Source organism: Pseudoalteromonas sp. SWXJZ94C, from assembly GCF_015864385.1.
Taxonomy (GTDB): domain Bacteria; phylum Pseudomonadota; class Gammaproteobacteria; order Enterobacterales; family Alteromonadaceae; genus Pseudoalteromonas.
Genome location: NZ_JADYXF010000030.1, coordinates 18840 through 37686 on the forward strand (window position 1 = coordinate 18840; position 18847 = coordinate 37686).

The 18847-nt window shown below is 36.2% G+C and carries 18 protein-coding genes and 1 pseudogene; 11 read left to right on the forward strand and 8 right to left on the reverse strand.

The features are described 5' to 3' along the window. Positions 1-124: 124 nt before the first annotated feature. The 3 genes and pseudogenes from I6F65_RS22065 to I6F65_RS13575 form a co-directional block, all read right to left on the reverse strand. Positions 125-714, reverse strand: a pseudogene (locus tag I6F65_RS22065) (enoyl-CoA hydratase/isomerase family protein). 155 nt (positions 715-869) lie between these two features. Continuing rightward, a complete protein-coding gene (locus I6F65_RS13570; protein ID WP_024612691.1) occupies positions 870-1484 on the reverse strand; it encodes a DNA-binding response regulator in 615 nt (204 codons plus the stop codon). Positions 1485-1514: 30 nt separating this feature from the next. Then, positions 1515-2603: a sensor histidine kinase gene (locus tag I6F65_RS13575; protein ID WP_197113353.1), complete on the reverse strand. Its 1089-nt coding sequence runs from the start codon at positions 2601-2603 to the stop codon at positions 1515-1517. Between the two features lie 318 nt (positions 2604-2921). Between I6F65_RS13575 and I6F65_RS13580 the strand changes: the two genes are divergently transcribed. The 4 genes from I6F65_RS13580 to queG all read left to right on the forward strand — a co-directional run bounded on the left by I6F65_RS13580 (position 2922) and on the right by queG (position 6956). Continuing rightward, positions 2922-3788 carry a DMT family transporter gene (locus tag I6F65_RS13580; protein WP_024612690.1) on the forward strand — a complete coding sequence of 289 codons (867 nt, stop codon included), beginning with the start codon at positions 2922-2924 and terminating at the stop codon, positions 3786-3788. Then, positions 3785-4489, forward strand: coding sequence for a glycerophosphodiester phosphodiesterase family protein (locus tag I6F65_RS13585; RefSeq protein ID WP_166109719.1), 705 nt, complete (start codon positions 3785-3787; stop codon positions 4487-4489). Before I6F65_RS13580 ends, I6F65_RS13585 begins: the two co-directional genes overlap by 4 nt. A 49-nt stretch (positions 4490-4538) precedes the next feature. Next, a complete protein-coding gene (locus tag I6F65_RS13590) occupies positions 4539-5756 on the forward strand; it encodes a methyl-accepting chemotaxis protein (RefSeq protein WP_166109717.1) in 1218 nt (405 codons plus the stop codon). Between the two features lie 66 nt (positions 5757-5822). Further along, positions 5823-6956, forward strand: coding sequence for a tRNA epoxyqueuosine(34) reductase QueG (gene queG / locus I6F65_RS13595; RefSeq protein WP_197113355.1), 1134 nt, complete (start codon positions 5823-5825; stop codon positions 6954-6956). Between the two features lie 47 nt (positions 6957-7003). Here queG and I6F65_RS13600 read toward each other — a convergent pair whose 3' ends face one another. The 3 genes from I6F65_RS13600 to I6F65_RS13610 all read right to left on the reverse strand — a co-directional run bounded on the left by I6F65_RS13600 (position 7004) and on the right by I6F65_RS13610 (position 10784). Next, complete coding sequence (locus I6F65_RS13600) at positions 7004-8131, reverse strand: PleD family two-component system response regulator (RefSeq protein ID WP_024612686.1); 1128 nt, start codon at positions 8129-8131, stop codon at positions 7004-7006. 50 nt (positions 8132-8181) lie between these two features. Beyond that, entirely contained in the window at positions 8182-10176 is a 1995-nt protein-coding gene (locus I6F65_RS13605; RefSeq protein ID WP_197113356.1) for an ATP-binding protein, read from the reverse strand. A gap of 119 nt (positions 10177-10295) precedes the next feature. After that, positions 10296-10784, reverse strand: a complete 489-nt coding sequence (locus I6F65_RS13610; protein ID WP_024612684.1) for a GNAT family N-acetyltransferase — start codon at positions 10782-10784, stop codon at positions 10296-10298. An 82-nt stretch (positions 10785-10866) separates the two neighbouring features. On the opposite strand from I6F65_RS13610, the gene I6F65_RS13615 reads away from it, so the two are divergent. The 6 genes from I6F65_RS13615 to I6F65_RS13640 all read left to right on the forward strand — a co-directional run bounded on the left by I6F65_RS13615 (position 10867) and on the right by I6F65_RS13640 (position 16368). Further along, on the forward strand, positions 10867-11442 hold the full coding sequence (locus tag I6F65_RS13615; RefSeq protein ID WP_166109708.1) for a glutathione peroxidase: 576 nt from the start codon (positions 10867-10869) through the stop codon (positions 11440-11442). An 83-nt stretch (positions 11443-11525) separates the two neighbouring features. Then, on the forward strand, positions 11526-11807 hold the full coding sequence (locus tag I6F65_RS13620) for a peptidylprolyl isomerase (RefSeq protein ID WP_024612682.1): 282 nt from the start codon (positions 11526-11528) through the stop codon (positions 11805-11807). Positions 11808-11869: 62 nt separating this feature from the next. Then, the gene (locus I6F65_RS13625; protein WP_197113359.1) at positions 11870-12448 is read left to right on the forward strand and encodes a glutathione S-transferase family protein; all 579 of its coding nucleotides are present in this window, start codon (positions 11870-11872) and stop codon (positions 12446-12448) included. Between the two features lie 17 nt (positions 12449-12465). Continuing rightward, a complete protein-coding gene (locus tag I6F65_RS13630; RefSeq protein WP_197113361.1) occupies positions 12466-12816 on the forward strand; it encodes a DUF2750 domain-containing protein in 351 nt (116 codons plus the stop codon). A 170-nt stretch (positions 12817-12986) separates the two neighbouring features. Further along, complete coding sequence (locus I6F65_RS13635) at positions 12987-13667, forward strand: hypothetical protein (RefSeq protein ID WP_024612679.1); 681 nt, start codon at positions 12987-12989, stop codon at positions 13665-13667. 127 nt (positions 13668-13794) lie between these two features. Continuing rightward, positions 13795-16368: a M1 family aminopeptidase gene (locus I6F65_RS13640; protein ID WP_197113363.1), complete on the forward strand. Its 2574-nt coding sequence runs from the start codon at positions 13795-13797 to the stop codon at positions 16366-16368. 81 nt (positions 16369-16449) lie between these two features. Here I6F65_RS13640 and I6F65_RS13645 read toward each other — a convergent pair whose 3' ends face one another. Together I6F65_RS13645 and I6F65_RS13650 are read right to left on the reverse strand one after the other, a co-directional pair. Continuing rightward, a complete protein-coding gene (locus tag I6F65_RS13645) occupies positions 16450-16815 on the reverse strand; it encodes a hypothetical protein (RefSeq protein WP_007579906.1) in 366 nt (121 codons plus the stop codon). Between the two features lie 105 nt (positions 16816-16920). Further along, on the reverse strand, positions 16921-17796 hold the full coding sequence (locus I6F65_RS13650) for a hypothetical protein (RefSeq protein ID WP_197113365.1): 876 nt from the start codon (positions 17794-17796) through the stop codon (positions 16921-16923). A gap of 116 nt (positions 17797-17912) precedes the next feature. Between I6F65_RS13650 and I6F65_RS13655 the strand changes: the two genes are divergently transcribed. Further along, complete coding sequence (locus I6F65_RS13655) at positions 17913-18812, forward strand: phosphoribulokinase (RefSeq protein ID WP_166109696.1); 900 nt, start codon at positions 17913-17915, stop codon at positions 18810-18812. The last annotated feature ends 35 nt before the right edge of the window (positions 18813-18847 follow it).

The following is an 18847-nucleotide window of genomic DNA, read 5'->3' on the forward strand; positions in this document are numbered from 1 at the left end:
TTTTAAGAAAGCACTTTTACCTAACTGTATAGCCTAAAAATCTAGCGTAACAGGACTTAACGAGCCCTTAATTACAAAGTGTATATGGCTATGTTGTAGCAGTTACTAAAACATTTATTTTATACTATTTTTTTTGTAGGTTTTTCCAGAGCATTTTACTTATATTATCAATAAAACTTGGATCTTCTTCTTTCATTGTTAATAAAATTTGTTTGTTCATTTGCGTTTTATTTTGTCCATATATCCAGCGGTTTTTATTAAACTGCTGGGCAAACTCAAGTACGCCGCTCTGTAAGGTATCGTCGTTTGTAAAAATATCTTCAACTACATTGCTATCTAATAATTGCTTAGCGCCTACACGCACGCGCAAGCAAGTACAGCACCATTACCATAAGTATGACCATTTAATGCAGCAATAACAGGCATAGGAAACGTAACTATTCGTTTAAATAAATCGCCTATTTGCACCATAAAGTCAGAAATTGCAGCCGGTAAAATACTTGGGTCAGACATCCATTGAAGATCAATGCCTAATGACCAGTTTTTGTCACTCGCAGACGTTAAAATAACAGATTTAATACTTTGATCTGCTTCGATATGATCAAGATGTAAATTAAACTCAGCCAAAAATGCTGGATTGTGACGGTTTTCAGCGGTATTCATGGTAAGTATAGCGATGTTATTTTTAGTTGTTAGTTCTATTAAATTTGCCATTAAGCCCTCTTTTAGCGCTATTTAAGTCAACTTTAAGCGCTGTTCGTTACTTTTATAATTAGCATAGTAATACTTTACTTATAATTTATAAACCCACTGTTTATAGCAAACAAAAAGCTAAAATTGTACGGTACTGGCTTAATTTATGTATTGGCTTATAGCCAGCCTTTTTGTTTTGCTATACGAGCAGCATCTATTCGGTTAGTCGCATTTAATTTAGCAATGGCGTCTGAAAGGTAATTACGTGTAGTGCCTTCGCTTATAAACAACTGCTTGGCTATTTCGCTTGTTTTAAGTCCGTCGCTTGCGAGTTTAAGCGCTTTACGTTCTTTATCGGTAAGCGGATCGGAGTCATCTAAAGCATTAATAGCAAGCTCAGGATCTATCACTTTTTGACCTTGCATTACTTTTTTTAGCGCATTTACTAGGTCTTCACTTGGTGCTTCTTTTAAAATAAAGCCTTTAACACCTGCCGAAAGTGAGCGTCTTATATAACCCGCTCTAGAAAACGTAGTCATTATTACTACTTTAATAGATGGGTATTTAGCAGCTATTTTTTCGCTCAATTCAATACCATTTATATTTGGCATTTCTATATCACTAAGCACAATGTCGGGTAATAGTTCGTCAGATAAACCAGATAATTGATCAAGTGCGGCTTGTCCGTCGCACGCTTGCCCTATCACTTCTATATTAAAATCGAGACCAAGTAATGCAGCTATGGCATCGCGAACTAATCCTTGGTCTTCTACTAAAAATACTTTAATCATGCTTTTTATTCACTTATTTTTTAATTTTACTTATGGCAAAGGAATGTTTGCGGTAAGTCTAAATCCATTTTTGGCTTCAAACTCTACTTGACCATTTAACTGCTCTACACGTTGCTTAATACCAGCTAAGCCGTTGCCAGGTGTAATACTTTTGCAATCGCCATTATTAAACAAGTTAAGCGTTATGATTTGTTTATTTGATGTGAGGTTTATATCGCATTTATTAGCTTTACTGTGGCGTAAAATATTCGTCACGCTTTCTCTAATAATTAAGCACAGCTCACTTTCTATTGCTGCGGGAAGCGCTGGTAAGTTAAGCACTACATTGGTTGTAATATTTTGCTCTTCTAAGCGCTGTTTTAATTGCTCGACTTGCCCTGCTAATTGCTGCTGTTTTAAATCAGTAACAGCATGTCGTACATCAGACAAAAGCGCACGGGCTAAATTGGCAACTTGGGTAATTTCGCTTCCTGCTTGTTCAAACCGCTCAGCTTTTTGTAATTTATTAGCAAGCTCAGCTTTAAGCGCTATTGATGAAAGTGAGTGACCTAAAATATCGTGCAAATCGCGGGCTATTCGCTCTCGCTCTGCAATGGCTGCTAGTTGCTCTAATTGGGTGGCACTTTCTTGCTCACGTTTTTTATATTGACGCTCTCTTTTTGCTGCAATTCCGTAACTAAACAACGCAGCACATAAAATTAAAGCAACAGATAAAAAATACTCAAGCTTTGCCATACCACTAATATATGAGCTCAATAAAACCGTTAATATTATCGCTAAAGCAGCATAAACTCTGTGTGTTTTGTTATATGTGTAACCTGCCACATAAGCTACAAAGCCAAATAATGTAGGTGTACCAGAAGTAAAAAAAGTCGCACTAAAACAAATTAGGAGTAATGGTAAAAATAACTTGGTTACATTTGTACTTTCGCAATTAATTGCTTTTATATACAAAAGAATAAAAGCAATATAAAAGGCTAAAGACATAGTGATTTGATTAGTCGTAAAGCTTTTAAAATCAATAATTAACGGTAATAAGTAAAAGCCAGTAAAAATAAGATGTCCATATTTCCAAAAACCTTTATCGCTTTGCTTAGAAAAAGTACTCAGTGAGCTCATATTAATCCCTTAGGTATATTGTTTTTATTTATAGTTATATTTTTACTAATTAACGCAAAAATATATAAGAGCACAAAGTAAACACCAAACGTAATACTAAAGCTTTGTGTCTCAAAAAACTCGCAGATAGATAAACTTATTAAAATTAAAGAATTCATAGTTACCTCCATTTGAATACGATAACTATGCCTGCATCTAAAAATAATATGAGTGTGAAATGTCATCAACTTTTCTGACATTTGTCATGTATGAAAAAAATTAATCTCAAGAATTTTTAACCAATGCTAATATGCTCAAAAAACATAACAAGGAAACTAAATGCAAGCCCAGCAGCAAAGCCTACTTTACTTACACATTGCCGTATTACTTTTTGGCGGAACCGCCCTTTTTGCCAAACTTATTGATTTAAATGCCATAGATATTACCGTTTATAGAACGGCGGTTGCAGGTATAGCTATTTTATTTATGCTGTATTTACAAAAAAAGCCGATTAAATTAAATAAACCAAAAGATTATTTAATTGTTTTATTATTAGGCGTTGCTGTAGGTATACATTGGGTTACTTATTTTGCGGGTATGCAAATGGCGGGCATTACAGTTGGTATGCTTGCCTTTTTTAGCTACCCCGTAGTGACCGTTTTTTTAGAGCCGCTTTTCAATAAAAGTAGACCTAAAGCTAAAGATATAATAAGTGCCGCAGTTGTTGTATTAGGTATTTATTTATTAGTGCCAAGCGCAAACTTAGGCGACGATGTAACAATGGGAATAGTAATGGGCGTGTTCTCGGGATTATTTTTTGCGTTAAGAAACATTACCCACAAGCGCTACTTTAGCCAATACAGTGGTCCGCAAACAATGTTTTATCAAACCTTAGTTGCAAGCATTATGCTATGCGCATTTATTGAAGTGCCTATATATGAAGTAAGTAATCATGATCTTACTTTAATTTTGATTGCAGGCGTTATTTTTACGGCAACCCCGCATTCATTATTTGCAGCAAGTTTAAAGCATTTGTCGGCAGCTACCGCTGGTTTAATTGCTTGTTTGCAACCTCTTTACGGCACATTACTTGCGATAATAATTATACATGAACGCCCTTCTCTAATGACACTTGTAGGTGGCATATTAATTGTTAGTGCGGCTTGCTTTGAAACTTGGTCAATCACACAAAAGGCACGTAAATGAAAGTATTTGCACACAGAGGCGCCAGCGGTAGTTTTCCTGAAAACACTAAAAGCGCTATTTTAGAAGCATTAAAAGTGGGCGTTGATGGTATTGAAGTAGATATACAAAGCGCAATTGATGATTACATGGTAATACATGACTCATGGCTTGATAGAACGACTAATGGCACTGGTAAAGTAAATGAGTTTAACGCTGCAACTATAGCTAAACTTGATGCTGGAAATGGTGAGCAAGTACCAACGCTACAACAATTAATAGATTGGAATAACGATAAAACACTACTGAACCTAGAGCTTAAACATGCTTTTGAACTTGAAAAATTTGTGGCTCAACTTGAGCAAAACATAAGTACTGGAAAAATATCATGTGCTAATATTTTAGTATCATCGTTTGATCATCATCAACTACAGTGGCTTAAAAAGCGTTTACCATGGTTAAAAATAGGTGCACTAACGTCTTCGATGCCAATCAACTATGCAAAATTTGCTGAAGATTTAAATGCCTACAGTGTGCACGTAGATAAAAACTTTGTTAATAAAGCCTTTGTTGATGACGCTAAAAAACGCGGATTAAAAATTTATGCTTACACGGTAGATAAAGAGCAAGACATAGCATTAATGGTTAAATATGGCATAGATGGTCTTTTTACCAATTATCCTGAGCAAACAAAAACACGTTTACTATCATTAGTTAATAATTAACCTAAATTTTGGATAATTAAACAATGCAAATAATTAAGGTTTAAGCAAAATGAGTGGCAGCATGAAAGTTTATAATTACATTGAGCAAACCTTCTTTTTTACACTAACGCGTAAAATTGTAGGTAATTTAAGTTTTGTATTTTTGTTTCAAGCTATTACTTTATTTTGGTTGTACCAAAGCCTGGAGGAGCAGCAAAATACCAATCTGTTTTGGCTTTTGACTCTCGTAATTATTATGGGCTTTGCATTTACCCTTTTTTATATGCGCTTTTTAATTGTGCGACCCGTTAGTGCCATGCGCGACACGCTGATAAAAATAAATCAACAAGATGGTAATTTAGCCGCTAAATTACCTCACTTTTCATATGATGAGTTTAGAGATTTAAGCTCACAATACAATACTTTTACCGCTCACTTAGGCGAGTTACTAAACACAACATATAGTAGCGCTAAAGAAAGTGCAGATAGTAATAAAGCAGTTGCTGAGTCAATGAAAAATACACAGCATTCTAGCGAGCAACAAATAAACTTAAGTAGCAGTATTATTAATTCAAGCATGCAAATCACTCAGAGTTTACAAAATATTGTAGGTAATACTGATAGCGTACACAGCATTAATAATGAACATTTAGAGTTTGTAAAACTCTCAGCTAAAGAACTCTCAACACTTGTTGAACAAGTTAAATTAATTACTAATATGCTGGGGAGTTTTTCAAATACGGTCGCAGGTTTAAAAGAAAACAGCGAAAATATCCGCAGTATTTTAAAAATGGTTGAAGAGTTTTCAGATCAAACCAATTTATTAGCGCTCAACGCTGCAATAGAAGCAGCAAGAGCCGGAGAAGCCGGTCGAGGCTTTGCTGTAGTTGCTGATGAAGTGCGTACTCTATCTATAAAGGTAAGTGGGGCAACCAGACAAATTAGTGACTTTATTGTCCAAATGAATGAGTTGGTAAACGAAACAAATAAAGAGTCAGAGCAATTAATTACCCACTCCAACAATGCGCAAAGCTCAATTAGCACAACCTCCGACGGGTTTAGTAAAATGCTTAATGAGTTTGAGCATAACCAACAACAATTGCAGCAAATAGCCAGTGCAGTTCATTTGCTAGAACAAACACAAAACCAAACTCATCACTCTGTTGAGCAAATTGTAGCGCTAGGTGAACACGCTAAACAACTAATAGACACTGCCTTAGCTGATAGTGAGCAATCCCAGTTGTTAAGCTTACAAACTCAACAACAGTTAAAACGCTTTGTGCTTTAACAAGCGTTTTACCCTATTGGTAAATATGGTAAATTACGCAGCTATTAATTTAAGTGTGTAAAGCGTGTGAGCAACCCAATCCCAGACTATGAAAAACTAGCCCTACAAATAAAAACCTGGGGGCAAGAGCTTGGCTTTAGCGAAGTGGGTATTACTGATATTGATTTAAGTAATCATGAAGCTCAACTTCAACGCTGGCTTGATGCGGGCTTTCATGGCTCAATGGATTATATGGCAGCGCATGGTATGAAACGGGCTCGCCCAGCTGAATTAGTACCTGGTACACAACGTGTCGTATCTGTAAAAATGAACTACCTTCCTCCCGATGCTGGCTTTGCAAAAACACTCAAAAATAAAGAAAAAGCGTATATAAGCCGTTATGCATTGGGTCGTGATTACCATAAATTAATGCGTAATCGATTAAAAAAACTCGGTCAAAAAATAGAGCAAGAAATTGGCGAATATGGCTTTAGACCCTTTGTAGATTCAGCGCCAGTACTTGAGCGTCAATTAGCTGAAAAAGCAGGTTTAGGTTGGCGTGGTAAGCATTCTTTATTAATTAACCAAGAAGCTGGGTCATGGTTTTTTTTAGGTGAACTATTCGTTGATTTACCACTACCAATTGATGCAGAAAACACCTTTGAAGGCTGCGGTAAATGCGTTGCTTGTATAACTCTGTGCCCAACAGGTGCAATTGTAGAGCCTTATGTTGTTGATGCCCGTAAATGCATATCGTATTTAACAATAGAACACCAAGGACCAATTCCTGAGCAATATAGAACGTTATTAGGGAATAGAGTTTATGGCTGTGATGATTGCCAGTTAGTGTGCCCTTGGAATCGTTATGGGCAAATTACAGACGAGAATGACTTCCACCCTCGCACACAATTAAAAGATAAAGACTTACTTGAGCTATTTGCTTGGGATGAACCTACATTTTTAAAAAACACCGAAGGCAGCCCAATTCGCCGTATTGGTCACGAACGTTGGTTACGTAACTTAGCTGTAGGATTGGGTAATGCACAATTTAGCCCTGCAATTATATTTGCGCTTGAAGAGAAAAGCTTAATTTGTAGCGATCTTGTTTTAGAGCATATTAATTGGGCACTCGTACAGCAAAACGATAAGCAACGAGTTAAACTTCGTAAAACAGCAAGGTTAATTAGAATTGTAGAAAAAGGCTTACCCAGAGACGCATAATGCGATTGGTGTAAGCCTTTGAAGTAACATTATTTAATTAAATTTATTTAGCTTTTTAAAAGTAACGATAAATCTTGTTCTATTTCAGCAAAAGCTGCTTTTACTTGCTGAACAGACTCCTCCCGAGCCACTGATTTTTGGATGGTTTCATCCACTTTTTTGTAGATAAATATCTCTTGATCTTCATCTAATCCCATAGAAGGTATTCGTTCTTCAAGCTCTTCTTGAAGCTGTTTAAATACTTTTTCGTTATTTTGGCGGTTATCGTTTAACAGACTAATTAAGCTGTGAAACTTACTGTGCACTGTACTTGCAATAGAATTAAGTTGTTTTTGTTGTGACTCAAGCATTTGCTTTGTCATAATGGCACGTAGTTGCTGCTCAGTAACACTCACAATAAAGCATACGTGGTCTCTAATTCGTCCGTGCTTGTCTGGATCGTGATCAGGCATATTTAATATTAATAAACTAATTAGTTCATAGTTAACTAAAATCCGATGTGAAAATTCATGTAATCGACCTTTGTTTTTAAGCATTTCAAACAGTTCTATAACAATAGGTGAGCAAACACCATTTAATGCAAAATGCTCATTCTCATCGTTATGTCTAAACTCTACATTACTTTTCAAATCAAAAGACTGCAAACAATCTACCAGTGCTTTGCCTAAGCTTTTAAAATCATTTATAAGCCCTATGTTTTCGACATAGTTGACTATTTTCCCCATTTCACTGCTATTAGCCATTGCATTAAATGCGGTTGATGTTGCATCTTCAACTTGTTTTTCAAGACTCTGTTTTTCTACTAATACGTGATTTAAGTTTTTCAGCTTTGATTTAAGTTCATCATGACCAAATGGTTTTACAATGTAGTCCTCAGCACCTACTGAGTAACCTTCCATGCGCTCTTCTACTGTACCGCGAGCCGACACAAACATTACAATAATGTGTGCTGTATTAGGGTTCGATTTAAGACTTTTACACACTTCGTAGCCATTCATTTGCGGCATACTTACATCAAGTAAGATTACTTGCGGCATAAAATCTTCAACCATCCCCAAGCATTCTGGACCACTCATCGCCACTTTTAATTCAAAATCAAGATCCTCTAAAATCTCTTCAATTATTTCAAGATTAAAGGGCTCGTCATCAACAGCAAGAATTTTAGTTAACGTCATAATTTATAATCCAAATTCCTAATAAGGTTATTCTGCTCACTAACCAATTTTTAACTCGCTTGTTCTGCTAGTTTTTCATCGGTTAGATGTTCATCTAAATTTATTTTTAGCGGTATTTGTATGCATATAGTCGCACCGCCCTTTTCATTATTTAATGCAGTAATATTACCTTGATGCAAAGAAACAAATTCTCTACACAAGGCAAGTCCTAAGCCAGTGCCACCTGCACCACTGTTTGTTTTACTACTTTGCACAAACTTGGTAAAAATATGCTCTAGCTCATCTTCTGGTATACCTATACCTGTATCTATTACTTCTAATGTAGCAAAGTCATCGTCCGACTCTAAACTAATCAATATTTTACTTTTGGGTTCGCTAAATTTTAATGCGTTACCTAATACATTACGCAATAACTGATTTATTTGCTCTTCGTCACATTGTGCAATAATAGGGGTTGGCTGCGGGGTGAATACAATTTCAATCTCTTTTTCCATCGCTGTTCCAGCGACATCGTCTATGCTTGTTTTAATAATATTAGCTAAGTTGTAAGGCTGAGGATTAAAAGGAAATTTCCCTACATCAAGCTTAGACAAATCGAGTAGATTATTAAGTAATGAAAGTAATCGCTCACCACTGCATTCAATACGAGATAGGTACTTTAAAAGCTTTTCTTTGGCAAAGTCGCCGGCTTCTAATTTACTAAGTCCAAAGCGCGCAAAACTTAATATTGAATGCATTGGTGTACGTAGTTCATGCGACATATTTGCTAAAAATTCTGATTTACTAAGGTTTGCAGCTTCAGCAACATTTTTGGCATGTTCGAGCTGTGAAGTTCGTGCTCTAACTTGTTCCTCTAAAACATCTTTAGCTTCAAGTAGCAGCTCTTCTTTTTGTTTTAAATGAGTCACATTTTTAAAGATTACAGCGAGTGCTATTTCACCATGATGATCTATTTCATTAAATGAACCTACAAGCGGCACGTACCCGCCCGCCGCCTTTGATAGGCGTAAGTCGCAACTAAATTGGCGATTACTGTTTAATGTTAATATTTTATCTTTTATACCTGTAATCGAATCTGCATCTAAAAAGTTAAAAACTGACCTGTGTTCGAGCTCGCTAAACGTTAAATTAAACAATTTTAAGCAAGCATCATTTGCTTCAATTACTTCGCCATTTTTTTCAAATAACATTATTGGATCTGGCGTATGTTTATAGATTACTTGTAATAAACTGTCTTTTTCAATGAGTGCATCAACAGTATCTTGTAGTCTTTCAACAAGTTCAGCATTGTGCCTTTTTAGTAATTCGGTTTGCCATAACTTATGAACCGATTGCAGTAGGACGTTATCGTTAAGCGGTTTTACTAATACATCTTCTACGCCTTTACGAATTGCTTCTATCATCGAAACTTGATCTGGACGAGATGTAAATAACAAACATCGGCAATCAGCCTGCAATCGTTTTAAATCAGAGAAAATATCTAACCCTGTACCGTTATCTAAACTAAAGTCACTAATGAGTATGTCTATTTTATTATTTTTTGAGACGTTTAGTGCTTCAGTTAAGTTTGTTGCGGTGTGGGTTTTAATGTGTGCGCCCACTAAATTACTTTTCATTTTTTCGAGACGTTCAGGTATATGATCAACTAATAAAATAGTTGGCAACTGAAGAATATGATCAAAGCCAAGTTCTAGTAGGCTTTCTAGTAAAGAGGTGATTTCTTTATTAGAAAAAAACGGGTAAACCACCGTTGCATTAGGTGCAACATGATTAAGCTCACTAAATGCATTAAGTTGTTCACCACTTTCGGCTTTAGGTGCCAATAACATAAATCGATCTTGTGGCACTTTTTCAACTAAAGCTTTAATAGCAGAAACCGAAACACCATGCGCAACCACAACTAAGTCGTAACAACTCACATTTGTGTACATATCAAGCATAGAGAAATGAATTAATTCGACCTCACATCCCATTAACTCTAATAGTACCTTTACTCGCATAGCTATTATGCTACTGCTATCTACAATTAATATTTTTCGAATCATCAAGCTACACTTAAAATTAATTAACTTAATATGTTAATAGCGTAGTCTATTATTGTTTAGTTAGCATATGTTCTTGCACTTATTTTGTAAGAAAATATTACCTAAAATGAATACTGTCTTTATTCTAGATGTTTTCCAAAAATAGTGAGGCTGTATGGTTTGTTATCCATAATGGCAACGTTAGGTAATTCACCCCATACATCAAAGTTAAAATGCTTAAATAATTTTACACTTGGTAGGTTATGGCTAAAAATAAAACCGAGTAATACTTTTATATTTAATTGCTTAGCTTGAGTTTGTGCAAACTCCATTAATTTTTTACCAAGCCCTTTACCTTGTGCTTTTGAGGTGATGTATATACTCATTTCTACAGTACCATCGTAAGCAGGTCGTCCATAAAATGACTTATAACTTAACCATGCAAGTATTTGCTTATTTTCGCAGTAAACATAAATAGGTCGCTCTTTTGTATGACCATTAAACCAATCGCGTTTTTCCTCAACGCTTACCTCTTCGGTATCAGCGGTTACCATTCTACCGGCAATGGTTTCATTATAAATTGCTACAATGTCACTTAAGTCATTAATATTTGCTAAACGAGTTGTCATAAGAAGTTTCGTGATTGATCAGTTTACCCCATATTAGCGTATGATCATCAGTTCAAACAATCGTAAATTTTAGGTAGTAGCCATGCTAAAAATAATTGTTTTAGGGTTAAGCGTTTTACTTTTTAATGCCTCTTTACAAGCTCAGGAAAACTTAGCTAGTAATAATAAATTAGAACAAACTTGCCAAGACTTTACGAATGTAGATATTCGTAAACTACGATCTAAAGAATCAATAAACCTGTGTCAGTTTAAAAATAAACCTCTACTTATTGTAAATACAGCAAGTAATTGTGGTTATACACCTCAGTTTAAAGGCTTAGAAACCATCTATAAGCGCTATAAAGAACAAGGTTTAGTGATATTGGGTTTTCCTTCTGATGATTTTTTTCAAGAAGAAAATGATGAGAAAGCGACTGCTAAAGTTTGCTTTATTAATTATGGCGTAACATTTCCTATGTTTGCCACCAGCGAAATACGCGGAAACAATGCAAATCCAATTTTTAAGCATTTAAACGAACAAACAAGTGCTCCTAATTGGAATTTTTATAAATATTTAGTGTCAAAAGACCGTAAAACTATTTTACGCTTTAACAGTAAAGTATCGCCAGAATCAGATGAGATGATTGCTGCAATTGAAAATGCGCTTTCTGATAAATAGGTTTATACTGGTACAATTAGTTGAAACTAACTAGAATGATATTTCATTAGTTTAAAAAAACATCAAATACAAGCGGAGAATTTATGACAGTGGCAAGCGCACGACACATATTAGTAGATAGTGAAGCACAATGTTTAGACTTAAAAGCAAAGATTGAACAAGGTGAAGCTTTTGCTGACCTAGCAAAAGTACATTCTAACTGTCCTTCTGGTCAAGATGGCGGAGCCCTTGGTGAGTTTGGTCCTGGTATGATGGTACCTGAGTTTGATAAAGTAGTATTTTCTGCGCCTATTAATGAAGTACAGGGTCCAGTGCAAACACAATTTGGTTATCATTTACTTGAAGTTACCAGCCGTTCAGAATAAATTAGTCTGAAACCGCACGTTTTTAAATAAAGCCGCTTATGCGGCTTTTTTATGGAGTAATTATGCAACTAATTAGCACTGTAGCCTCACCTTATGCTCGTAGAATTAGAATATGGGCGCTTGAAAACAACTGTGATCTAGAGCTTGTCACTTTAGATATTTTCTCAGAGCAAGATCGCCCTACAATGATAAGTAAAAACCCAGCTCGTAAAATCCCTATCCTTATTGATGGTGATTTAACACTCGGTGATTCAAATTCAATATTGCGTTATTTACTTGAAAAAACAGCTCAAGAAAAATTAACTTGGGTGCAAGAAAACCTACTTACAATTATCAATGCCTGTAATGACTCTCTAGTTGAAATGGTTTTATGTAAGCGCTCTGGTTTTGATACGCAAAGTGATAAATTATTTTTTAATTTACAAAACGAACGTATTGCACAAACATTAAGCTATTTAAATACCCATTTAACTGATGATGAATTTAAAAGCTGTGAATGCCTCAACATCAGTTTATACTGCCTGCTTGATTGGATTTGCTTTCGTGAGTTGACTGATTTCAGTCAGCATTCAGCGCTTGTTGCTTTTCATCAGCAATACAGCAAACGCCAAGCAGCAATAGACACTAATCCTCGTCACTAATTTAAAAAGGTAAATACATGAGCGATATCGAAATTGAATCACAACTAGTCAACTTTGTTGAAAAAGTACGTATTAGCGAAGTAATTTGGGCACTAGGTGCAGACGATAATGGCTTTGTAGTGTGCGATTCAAATCAATTTGATGAGACTGACGTATTACTACTTTGGGAAAGTGAAGAAGCCGCTAAAGCCCAATGTAAAGATGAATGGAAAGAATACACTCCTGTAGAAATTAACCTTGATGAATTTTTAGATACTTGGGTTGAAGACTTAAACGAAGATAGTGCATTAGTAGGCATTAACTGGAATGACGACCAAGTATGTGTAGAAATTGAACCTGTAGGTTTGGCTCGCGCTTTAAGCGAATAATTTAGCTACATGACTATAAAAACACCCTGCATATTTTAATGTGCAGGGTGTTTTTGTTTAAGCTGCATATTTTAATCTATATAAATATTTTAAGTTATTCAAATCCAAACTCGCATATTTAAGCAGTTTAAGTATAAAATAGAACATGTCATTATTTTCAAGGTATTGCGTTGAAAACCCATCTTGGTCGCCGCCCTTTTTCAGCCATGGAGCTGCATACTCTTTATAATGGATATATATACGGTGATTTTAAGCTTGCGCGTGAACAAGCAAAGCATTGGCATTTTTGGCTGCCTTTAATTGCTTATTATAGTGGTGCTTACAGCGATGAAATTGGCTGTTTAACACTAGATGACCTATCTCTTGAGCAAAATACCTTATGTTTTAACTTCCATACCCATGGAAAAATAAAACCTCGACTTGTACCTGTCCATAAAGCTCTCATTAATGCCGGATTTAACGACTATATAAATTTGATCAAATCACAAAACCATCATCGATTGATGTTCGATCTACCTGCTAAAACAGGTAGATATAGTGAAAAAGTTCGGATTTGGTTTTCAGGTGAAGGTGAGCGTGCTGGTTACTTACAAAAATGCGCCATCCCTAATATAGATCAGCTCGGAATGAAAACGGCCATTAGTAGCTTACGCCTTAATTTTGAACAACAAGTTCGTATTTATGCCTTACAGGCAAACTCTAAAGGCGCATTTAATTACTTAATGGGCTTTAACGAGTATCAGCACGATACGTTTAGCGATATCACTTTGCTAAATACCGTTATTCAGCAAATACGTATTATAAATTCTCAGTTAAGCTGGCAGCGTTTTATAGCACGCGAAAGCAACTGACAAACTTTGTTACCATTTACCCTTGAAGCCACGGGCATAATCAATTACTCCATTTAAAAAAGCTGGTACGATAAGCTGTACCCAATCTATTTGGGAAGTTTCTAACAACAATAATCTAGGGATCACTATGTTTCTTAAAAGCCTCTTAACAGTAAGCGTTGCTTTTGCAATGAATACTGCAAACGCTAACGAATTCGTTATTGAAAAACTCGCAAAACCAAACTCACAAAAAGTGTCGTTAACACTCGACCCGAGCCAAGATACGTTTACAGGGATGACTGAAATTTCCCTAGAAGTACTTAAGCCAACAAAATATATTGAATTAAATGGCGTGGCTTACGCAGTTAAAATGGCGCAACTGCTAGGCGAAGAAAACTGTGATTTAAACAACGAAATGCTTAAAACGGGTAAAGTTAAATTTAGCTGTGATGAGCAAATTCAACCAGGTAAATACACCCTTAAAGTTGATTTTTCAGCGCCATATAATCGTCAAAGTGTTGGTTTATACAAAACGTTAGACCAAGGCACACCTTACTTATTTACTCAGTTTGAAATGAGTGATGCACGTCGTGCATTTCCTGTTTTTGACGAACCAAGTTATAAAATTCCATTTCAGTTAACAATTACTGCGCCTACATCACAAAAAGTATATTCAAATACGCCAGAGCTAAAAACAACAGTTAATGGCGATATGACGACACACTTTTTTGATAAAACACCGCCAATCCCTTCGTACTTAGTAGCGATGGCTGTTGGTCCGTTTGAAGAATTAGATATTAAAGGTATGCCAATTCCTGGTCGTGTTATTACCCCTCAGGGTAAAATTCACTTAGCTGAATACGCAAAAGAAAACATGCCAAAAGTACTGGGCGCACTTGAAGCGTACTTTGGTATTCCTTACGTTTACAAAAAATTAGACTCAGTAGCTGTACCAGAATTTCCATTTGGCGCAATGGAAAACTCAGGTTTAGTAACCTACCGAGAAGATATTTTATTGGTTGATTTAGCTGCTGCAACACGCAGTAAAAAACAACGTAATGTATCAATTATTGCTCACGAACTTGCTCACCAATGGTACGGTAACTTAGTAACCATGAAATGGTGGAACGACTTATGGTTAAACGAAGCGTTTGCTAGCTGGATGGCTGCAAAAATTACTAAGCAGCTTAATCCTGAGTTTGAATCACACTTAGACTTGCCACAAAATAACGTAATGGCACTTGATGCACGTTTAAGCACTAAGCCTATTCGTAAGCCAATTAAAACCGAAGCCGACATTATGGATGGTTTAGGTCTTGCTTATAGCAAGGGTAGCTCAGTACTTGCTATGGTTGAAAATTGGATTGGCGAAGATGCATTCCAAAAAGGTATTCAAAGCTACTTAAAAGAGTTTTCATATAAAAATGCTGAAGCGGCTGACTTATGGGAAGCACTTGGTAAAGCATCAAACAAAGATGTAGCAAGTGTTTTAAAATCGTTTATTGAACAGTCTTCTTTCCCGCTAGTTAAAGTAACTCAGCAAGGTAGCAAAGTAACTATTTCACAAAGTCGTTTTGTAAATGCAGGCGTTAATGCACCAGAGCAATTATGGAATGTACCAGTTGCAATTAAATATGGCGCTGGCGATAAAGTAAAAACTGCAAACGTATTACTTAATAAGCAAAGCCAAACGCTAGATTTAGACTTTGAACCAGAGTGGATTTATCCAGACCAAGGTGCTCTAGGCTACTACCGTTGGGTAATGGATGATGCACAGTTTAGCGCGCTTATTAAAAAGGCGCCGAGCGTACTTAGTGACCGTGAACGCTTAGCATTATTATCGGCTACTGATGCACTACTTGATGCTGGTGTTATATCTGCTGCTAAATTAATGCAAACTCTTGAAGTGTTCGTAAGTGACAGCCATCCTCGCGTAGCAAATACGGCACTAGGTTACTTAGTATCGCAACAACGCACTTTTAAAGACGATAGTAATAAAGACCTATGGCCTGAATTTATTCGTGGTGCAGTAACGCCTGCGGCTAAAAAATATGGTCTTGAAGCTAAAGCAGGAGAAGACGGTGCTATTGCACAGCTTCGTGCTGCAGTTGTATCGCGTTTAGGTTTTGATGGTGAAGATAAAAACGTAATCAGTAAAGCGAAAGAGCAAACACAAGTTTATTTAAATGACCCACAAAAAGTAGACCCTTACTTGGCGGGCACGTACTTAACTCTTGCTGCTTTTCATGGTGACAAAGCACTGCTTGATCAATTCATGACAACGTTTAAAACGACTAAAGATCCACAAGTACGTACTAACATGCTTGCTGCAATGGGCTTTTTTGGTAAACCTGAATTACAAAAAGCGGTATTAGCTTACAGCTTAACGGATGAAGTAACAGCATCTGACATGCGTACTATTTTATCGGGTCAAAGTTACACAGATGAGCGCCAAGCATTATTTATTGATTGGGTTTACAGTAACTACGATAAAGTAACAGCAAGTTTACCGCCGTTCTTTATACCTAACTTACCGTACTTTACAACTGCAAGCTGTGATGCAGAAAGCTTAGCTAAAACAACTACCTTTTTTAACAAAAAGGTAGTTGATGTAGCTGGCTACGCACGTACATTGAGTAAGCTTGAAGAAAGCACAAACGATTGTATTGCGCTTAAAACACGCGAACTTGAATCGGTTAATAGCTTCTTAAAAAGTAAGTAACTCTTAGGCTTATTAAGCTATAAAAATACAAAAGCCGCTGAATATAAATTCAGCGGCTTTTTACGTTTATATTTAGCTTTATTAGTTGCCAATAATCATCGTTAGCTTAGCAATAAAGTCTTTTGCCGCTTGCTCAGAATTTATTTTAAATGCAACACCGTAGTGAATAGGCTGAGCACTTTTAAAAATACGTGTAGGAAAGCGTGTCATCTCGCTGCTATGAAAGTAGCCTTGCGCACGAGTTACGCCATCAATATCACTAAAATCATCACTAAACACTTCAAATGCGGGGCGAATTACTATTTTACCCTTGCCGCTTTCGCTGTGGGTATAAAAAGCTTCTTTAGAATTTACTAACATGTACTCTGCAATGTTTTTAATCTTAAAATTACTTCTGCACTGTAATTTAATGAGCTGTTCTGTTAGCTCGTCTGCACTATAAGCCACGTGTAATCCCTATTAGTTAAATTTACGCATTACCTTAACGTATACGTATTGTTAGAGCATTAATTTAATGCAATTTGTATGAAGTCTGTATTTATTTATGCTGTTTTACTTAATTACATCACACACAAAAGCGAGCTTTTCATTGTTGTAGCTCATTCTTGTAATGTTTGTTTCGCAGTAAGTACTTAAATTAAGCCATTGCGATACTTCGTCACTTCCATCGAGCTTACGCTGATAAACACGATTTTTAATGGCGTAGGCAATAGTCGTATCATCTTTTAAAATAAAATCTTGAACTTGAGCCGGTAATCTTAGTAAATCTTCAACTTGCTTATCTTGTGGATTAAAACTAGCTAAAATATGTTGCTCGTTCTTGGTATAACTAAATAAAAATGTAGCCGTCGACTTGTTATAAATAAGCGTCCGTCCAATATTACTCGCAGCTACTTGTCCCTTAGCTTCTTCAACAGAAGTATATTGAAGTGTATGGGGCTTGCCTAAAATGAACATCACTAAATCATTTTGAACACCCCATGCATGATATCCAACAGGTTCAATCCAATCAAAAATTCGACTTGGTGCATTTTCGCTTTTAAGAGGGTATTGCCACAGTTTTTGCTTACCGTCAGCTTCTACAACAATAGCTGATAAGTTATTTTTATTTGGCATAATGGTTGGCGAATATTCGCTTACAGGCGAGTTTGTTATGTTGGTAATTTGCTTTGTTGTTAAATCGTAATAGACGATATCGGTTTGACTTTGCCCATTAGTAATTACTTCATGCGTAAAATACACGCCATTATCAATTAAATTAGGTTGATTATTATAACTGTTTTTGTCGCTTACTATGCTTACTTGTAACCCATAAGGGGTGTTTAAATCTGCAAGTAATATTTGGCTTTTTGGCATGCTAGCCTGTGCTACACCTAAGGTTAAAGCACTTAATGAAAAGAAGCCAATCAGTGGTTTAATAAGTTTCATGCTTTCTCTCGTTTTAATTTTAAGCACCTCATGATAACGTTATTTGCTGATGACGTCACTTGACCTGAGTCAGTAAGCTCTTTATAACTAACTTGGTCCTAAAAAAGAGAAATAACATGTCAGCTAAAAATCCTATCATTGCAATAACGGGTTCCTCTGGTGCGGGTACAACTACCACGACCAATGCAATTAAACATATTTTTCGTAGCCTAAATATTAAAGCGGCTTTTATCGAAGGGGATAGCTTTCACCGTTACACTCGCCCTGAAATGGATAAAAAAGTACGAGAAGCTCAACAAGAAGGTAAGCATATTAGCTACTTTGGTCGAGAAGCCAATGACTTTAGCGCTTTAGAAACCCTCTTTGGTCATTACAGTGATACAGGGCAAGGTAAGCTGCGCCGTTATTTACATACGTTCGATGAAGCTGTTCCTTACAATCAACTGCCAGGCACATTTACTCCTTGGCAAGAGCTTGATCACAGTACTGATATTTTATTTTATGAAGGACTACACGGTGGTGTAGTCGATCAAGATGTAGACGTGGCTAAGCATGTCGATTTACTAATAGGCATGGTGCCTATTATTAACCTTGAATGGATTCAAAAGTTAATACGCGATACTTCGGAGCGAGGGCATTCTCGCGAAGCGGTTATGGGCTCTATTGTACGCAGTATGGATGATTATATTAATCATATAACCCCTCAGTTTTCTCGCACCCATATTAATTTTCAGCGAGTACCAACAGTTGATACATCAAACCCATTTAGCGCGAAAGATATTCCATCGCTAGATGAAAGCTTTGTAGTTATTCGTTTTAGAGGGATTGAGGATGTTGATTTTCCTTATTATTTACGCATGATTGAAGGCAGCTTTATGTCACGTATTAATACACTTGTAGTGCCTGGTGGTAAAATGGGTTTAGCTATGGAACTTGTACTTACACCACTTATTAAAGATATTATTTTAAAGAAACGCGCATTAGAAAACCTAGCTCCTCTGGATTTACCGATTTAATATTAAGTTAGTCGTATTGCTCTTTTTTGTTAAAG

Coding starts and splice junctions, on each gene's coding strand:
- I6F65_RS13570 (WP_024612691.1), bottom strand. CDS start 1,484: ATGATTAAAGTATTTTTAGTAGAAGACCAAGGATTAGTTCGCGATGCC.
- I6F65_RS13575 (WP_197113353.1), bottom strand. CDS start 2,603: ATGAGCTCACTGAGTACTTTTTCTAAGCAAAGCGATAAAGGTTTTTGG.
- I6F65_RS13580 (WP_024612690.1), top strand. CDS start 2,922: ATGCAAGCCCAGCAGCAAAGCCTACTTTACTTACACATTGCCGTATTA.
- I6F65_RS13585 (WP_166109719.1), top strand. CDS start 3,785: ATGAAAGTATTTGCACACAGAGGCGCCAGCGGTAGTTTTCCTGAAAAC.
- I6F65_RS13590 (WP_166109717.1), top strand. CDS start 4,539: ATGAGTGGCAGCATGAAAGTTTATAATTACATTGAGCAAACCTTCTTT.
- I6F65_RS13600 (WP_024612686.1), bottom strand. CDS start 8,131: ATGACGTTAACTAAAATTCTTGCTGTTGATGACGAGCCCTTTAATCTT.
- I6F65_RS13605 (WP_197113356.1), bottom strand. CDS start 10,176: ATGATTCGAAAAATATTAATTGTAGATAGCAGTAGCATAATAGCTATG.
- I6F65_RS13610 (WP_024612684.1), bottom strand. CDS start 10,784: ATGACAACTCGTTTAGCAAATATTAATGACTTAAGTGACATTGTAGCA.
- I6F65_RS13615 (WP_166109708.1), top strand. CDS start 10,867: ATGCTAAAAATAATTGTTTTAGGGTTAAGCGTTTTACTTTTTAATGCC.
- I6F65_RS13620 (WP_024612682.1), top strand. CDS start 11,526: ATGACAGTGGCAAGCGCACGACACATATTAGTAGATAGTGAAGCACAA.
- I6F65_RS13625 (WP_197113359.1), top strand. CDS start 11,870: ATGCAACTAATTAGCACTGTAGCCTCACCTTATGCTCGTAGAATTAGA.
- I6F65_RS13630 (WP_197113361.1), top strand. CDS start 12,466: ATGAGCGATATCGAAATTGAATCACAACTAGTCAACTTTGTTGAAAAA.
- I6F65_RS13640 (WP_197113363.1), top strand. CDS start 13,795: ATGTTTCTTAAAAGCCTCTTAACAGTAAGCGTTGCTTTTGCAATGAAT.
- I6F65_RS13650 (WP_197113365.1), bottom strand. CDS start 17,796: ATGAAACTTATTAAACCACTGATTGGCTTCTTTTCATTAAGTGCTTTA.
- I6F65_RS13655 (WP_166109696.1), top strand. CDS start 17,913: ATGTCAGCTAAAAATCCTATCATTGCAATAACGGGTTCCTCTGGTGCG.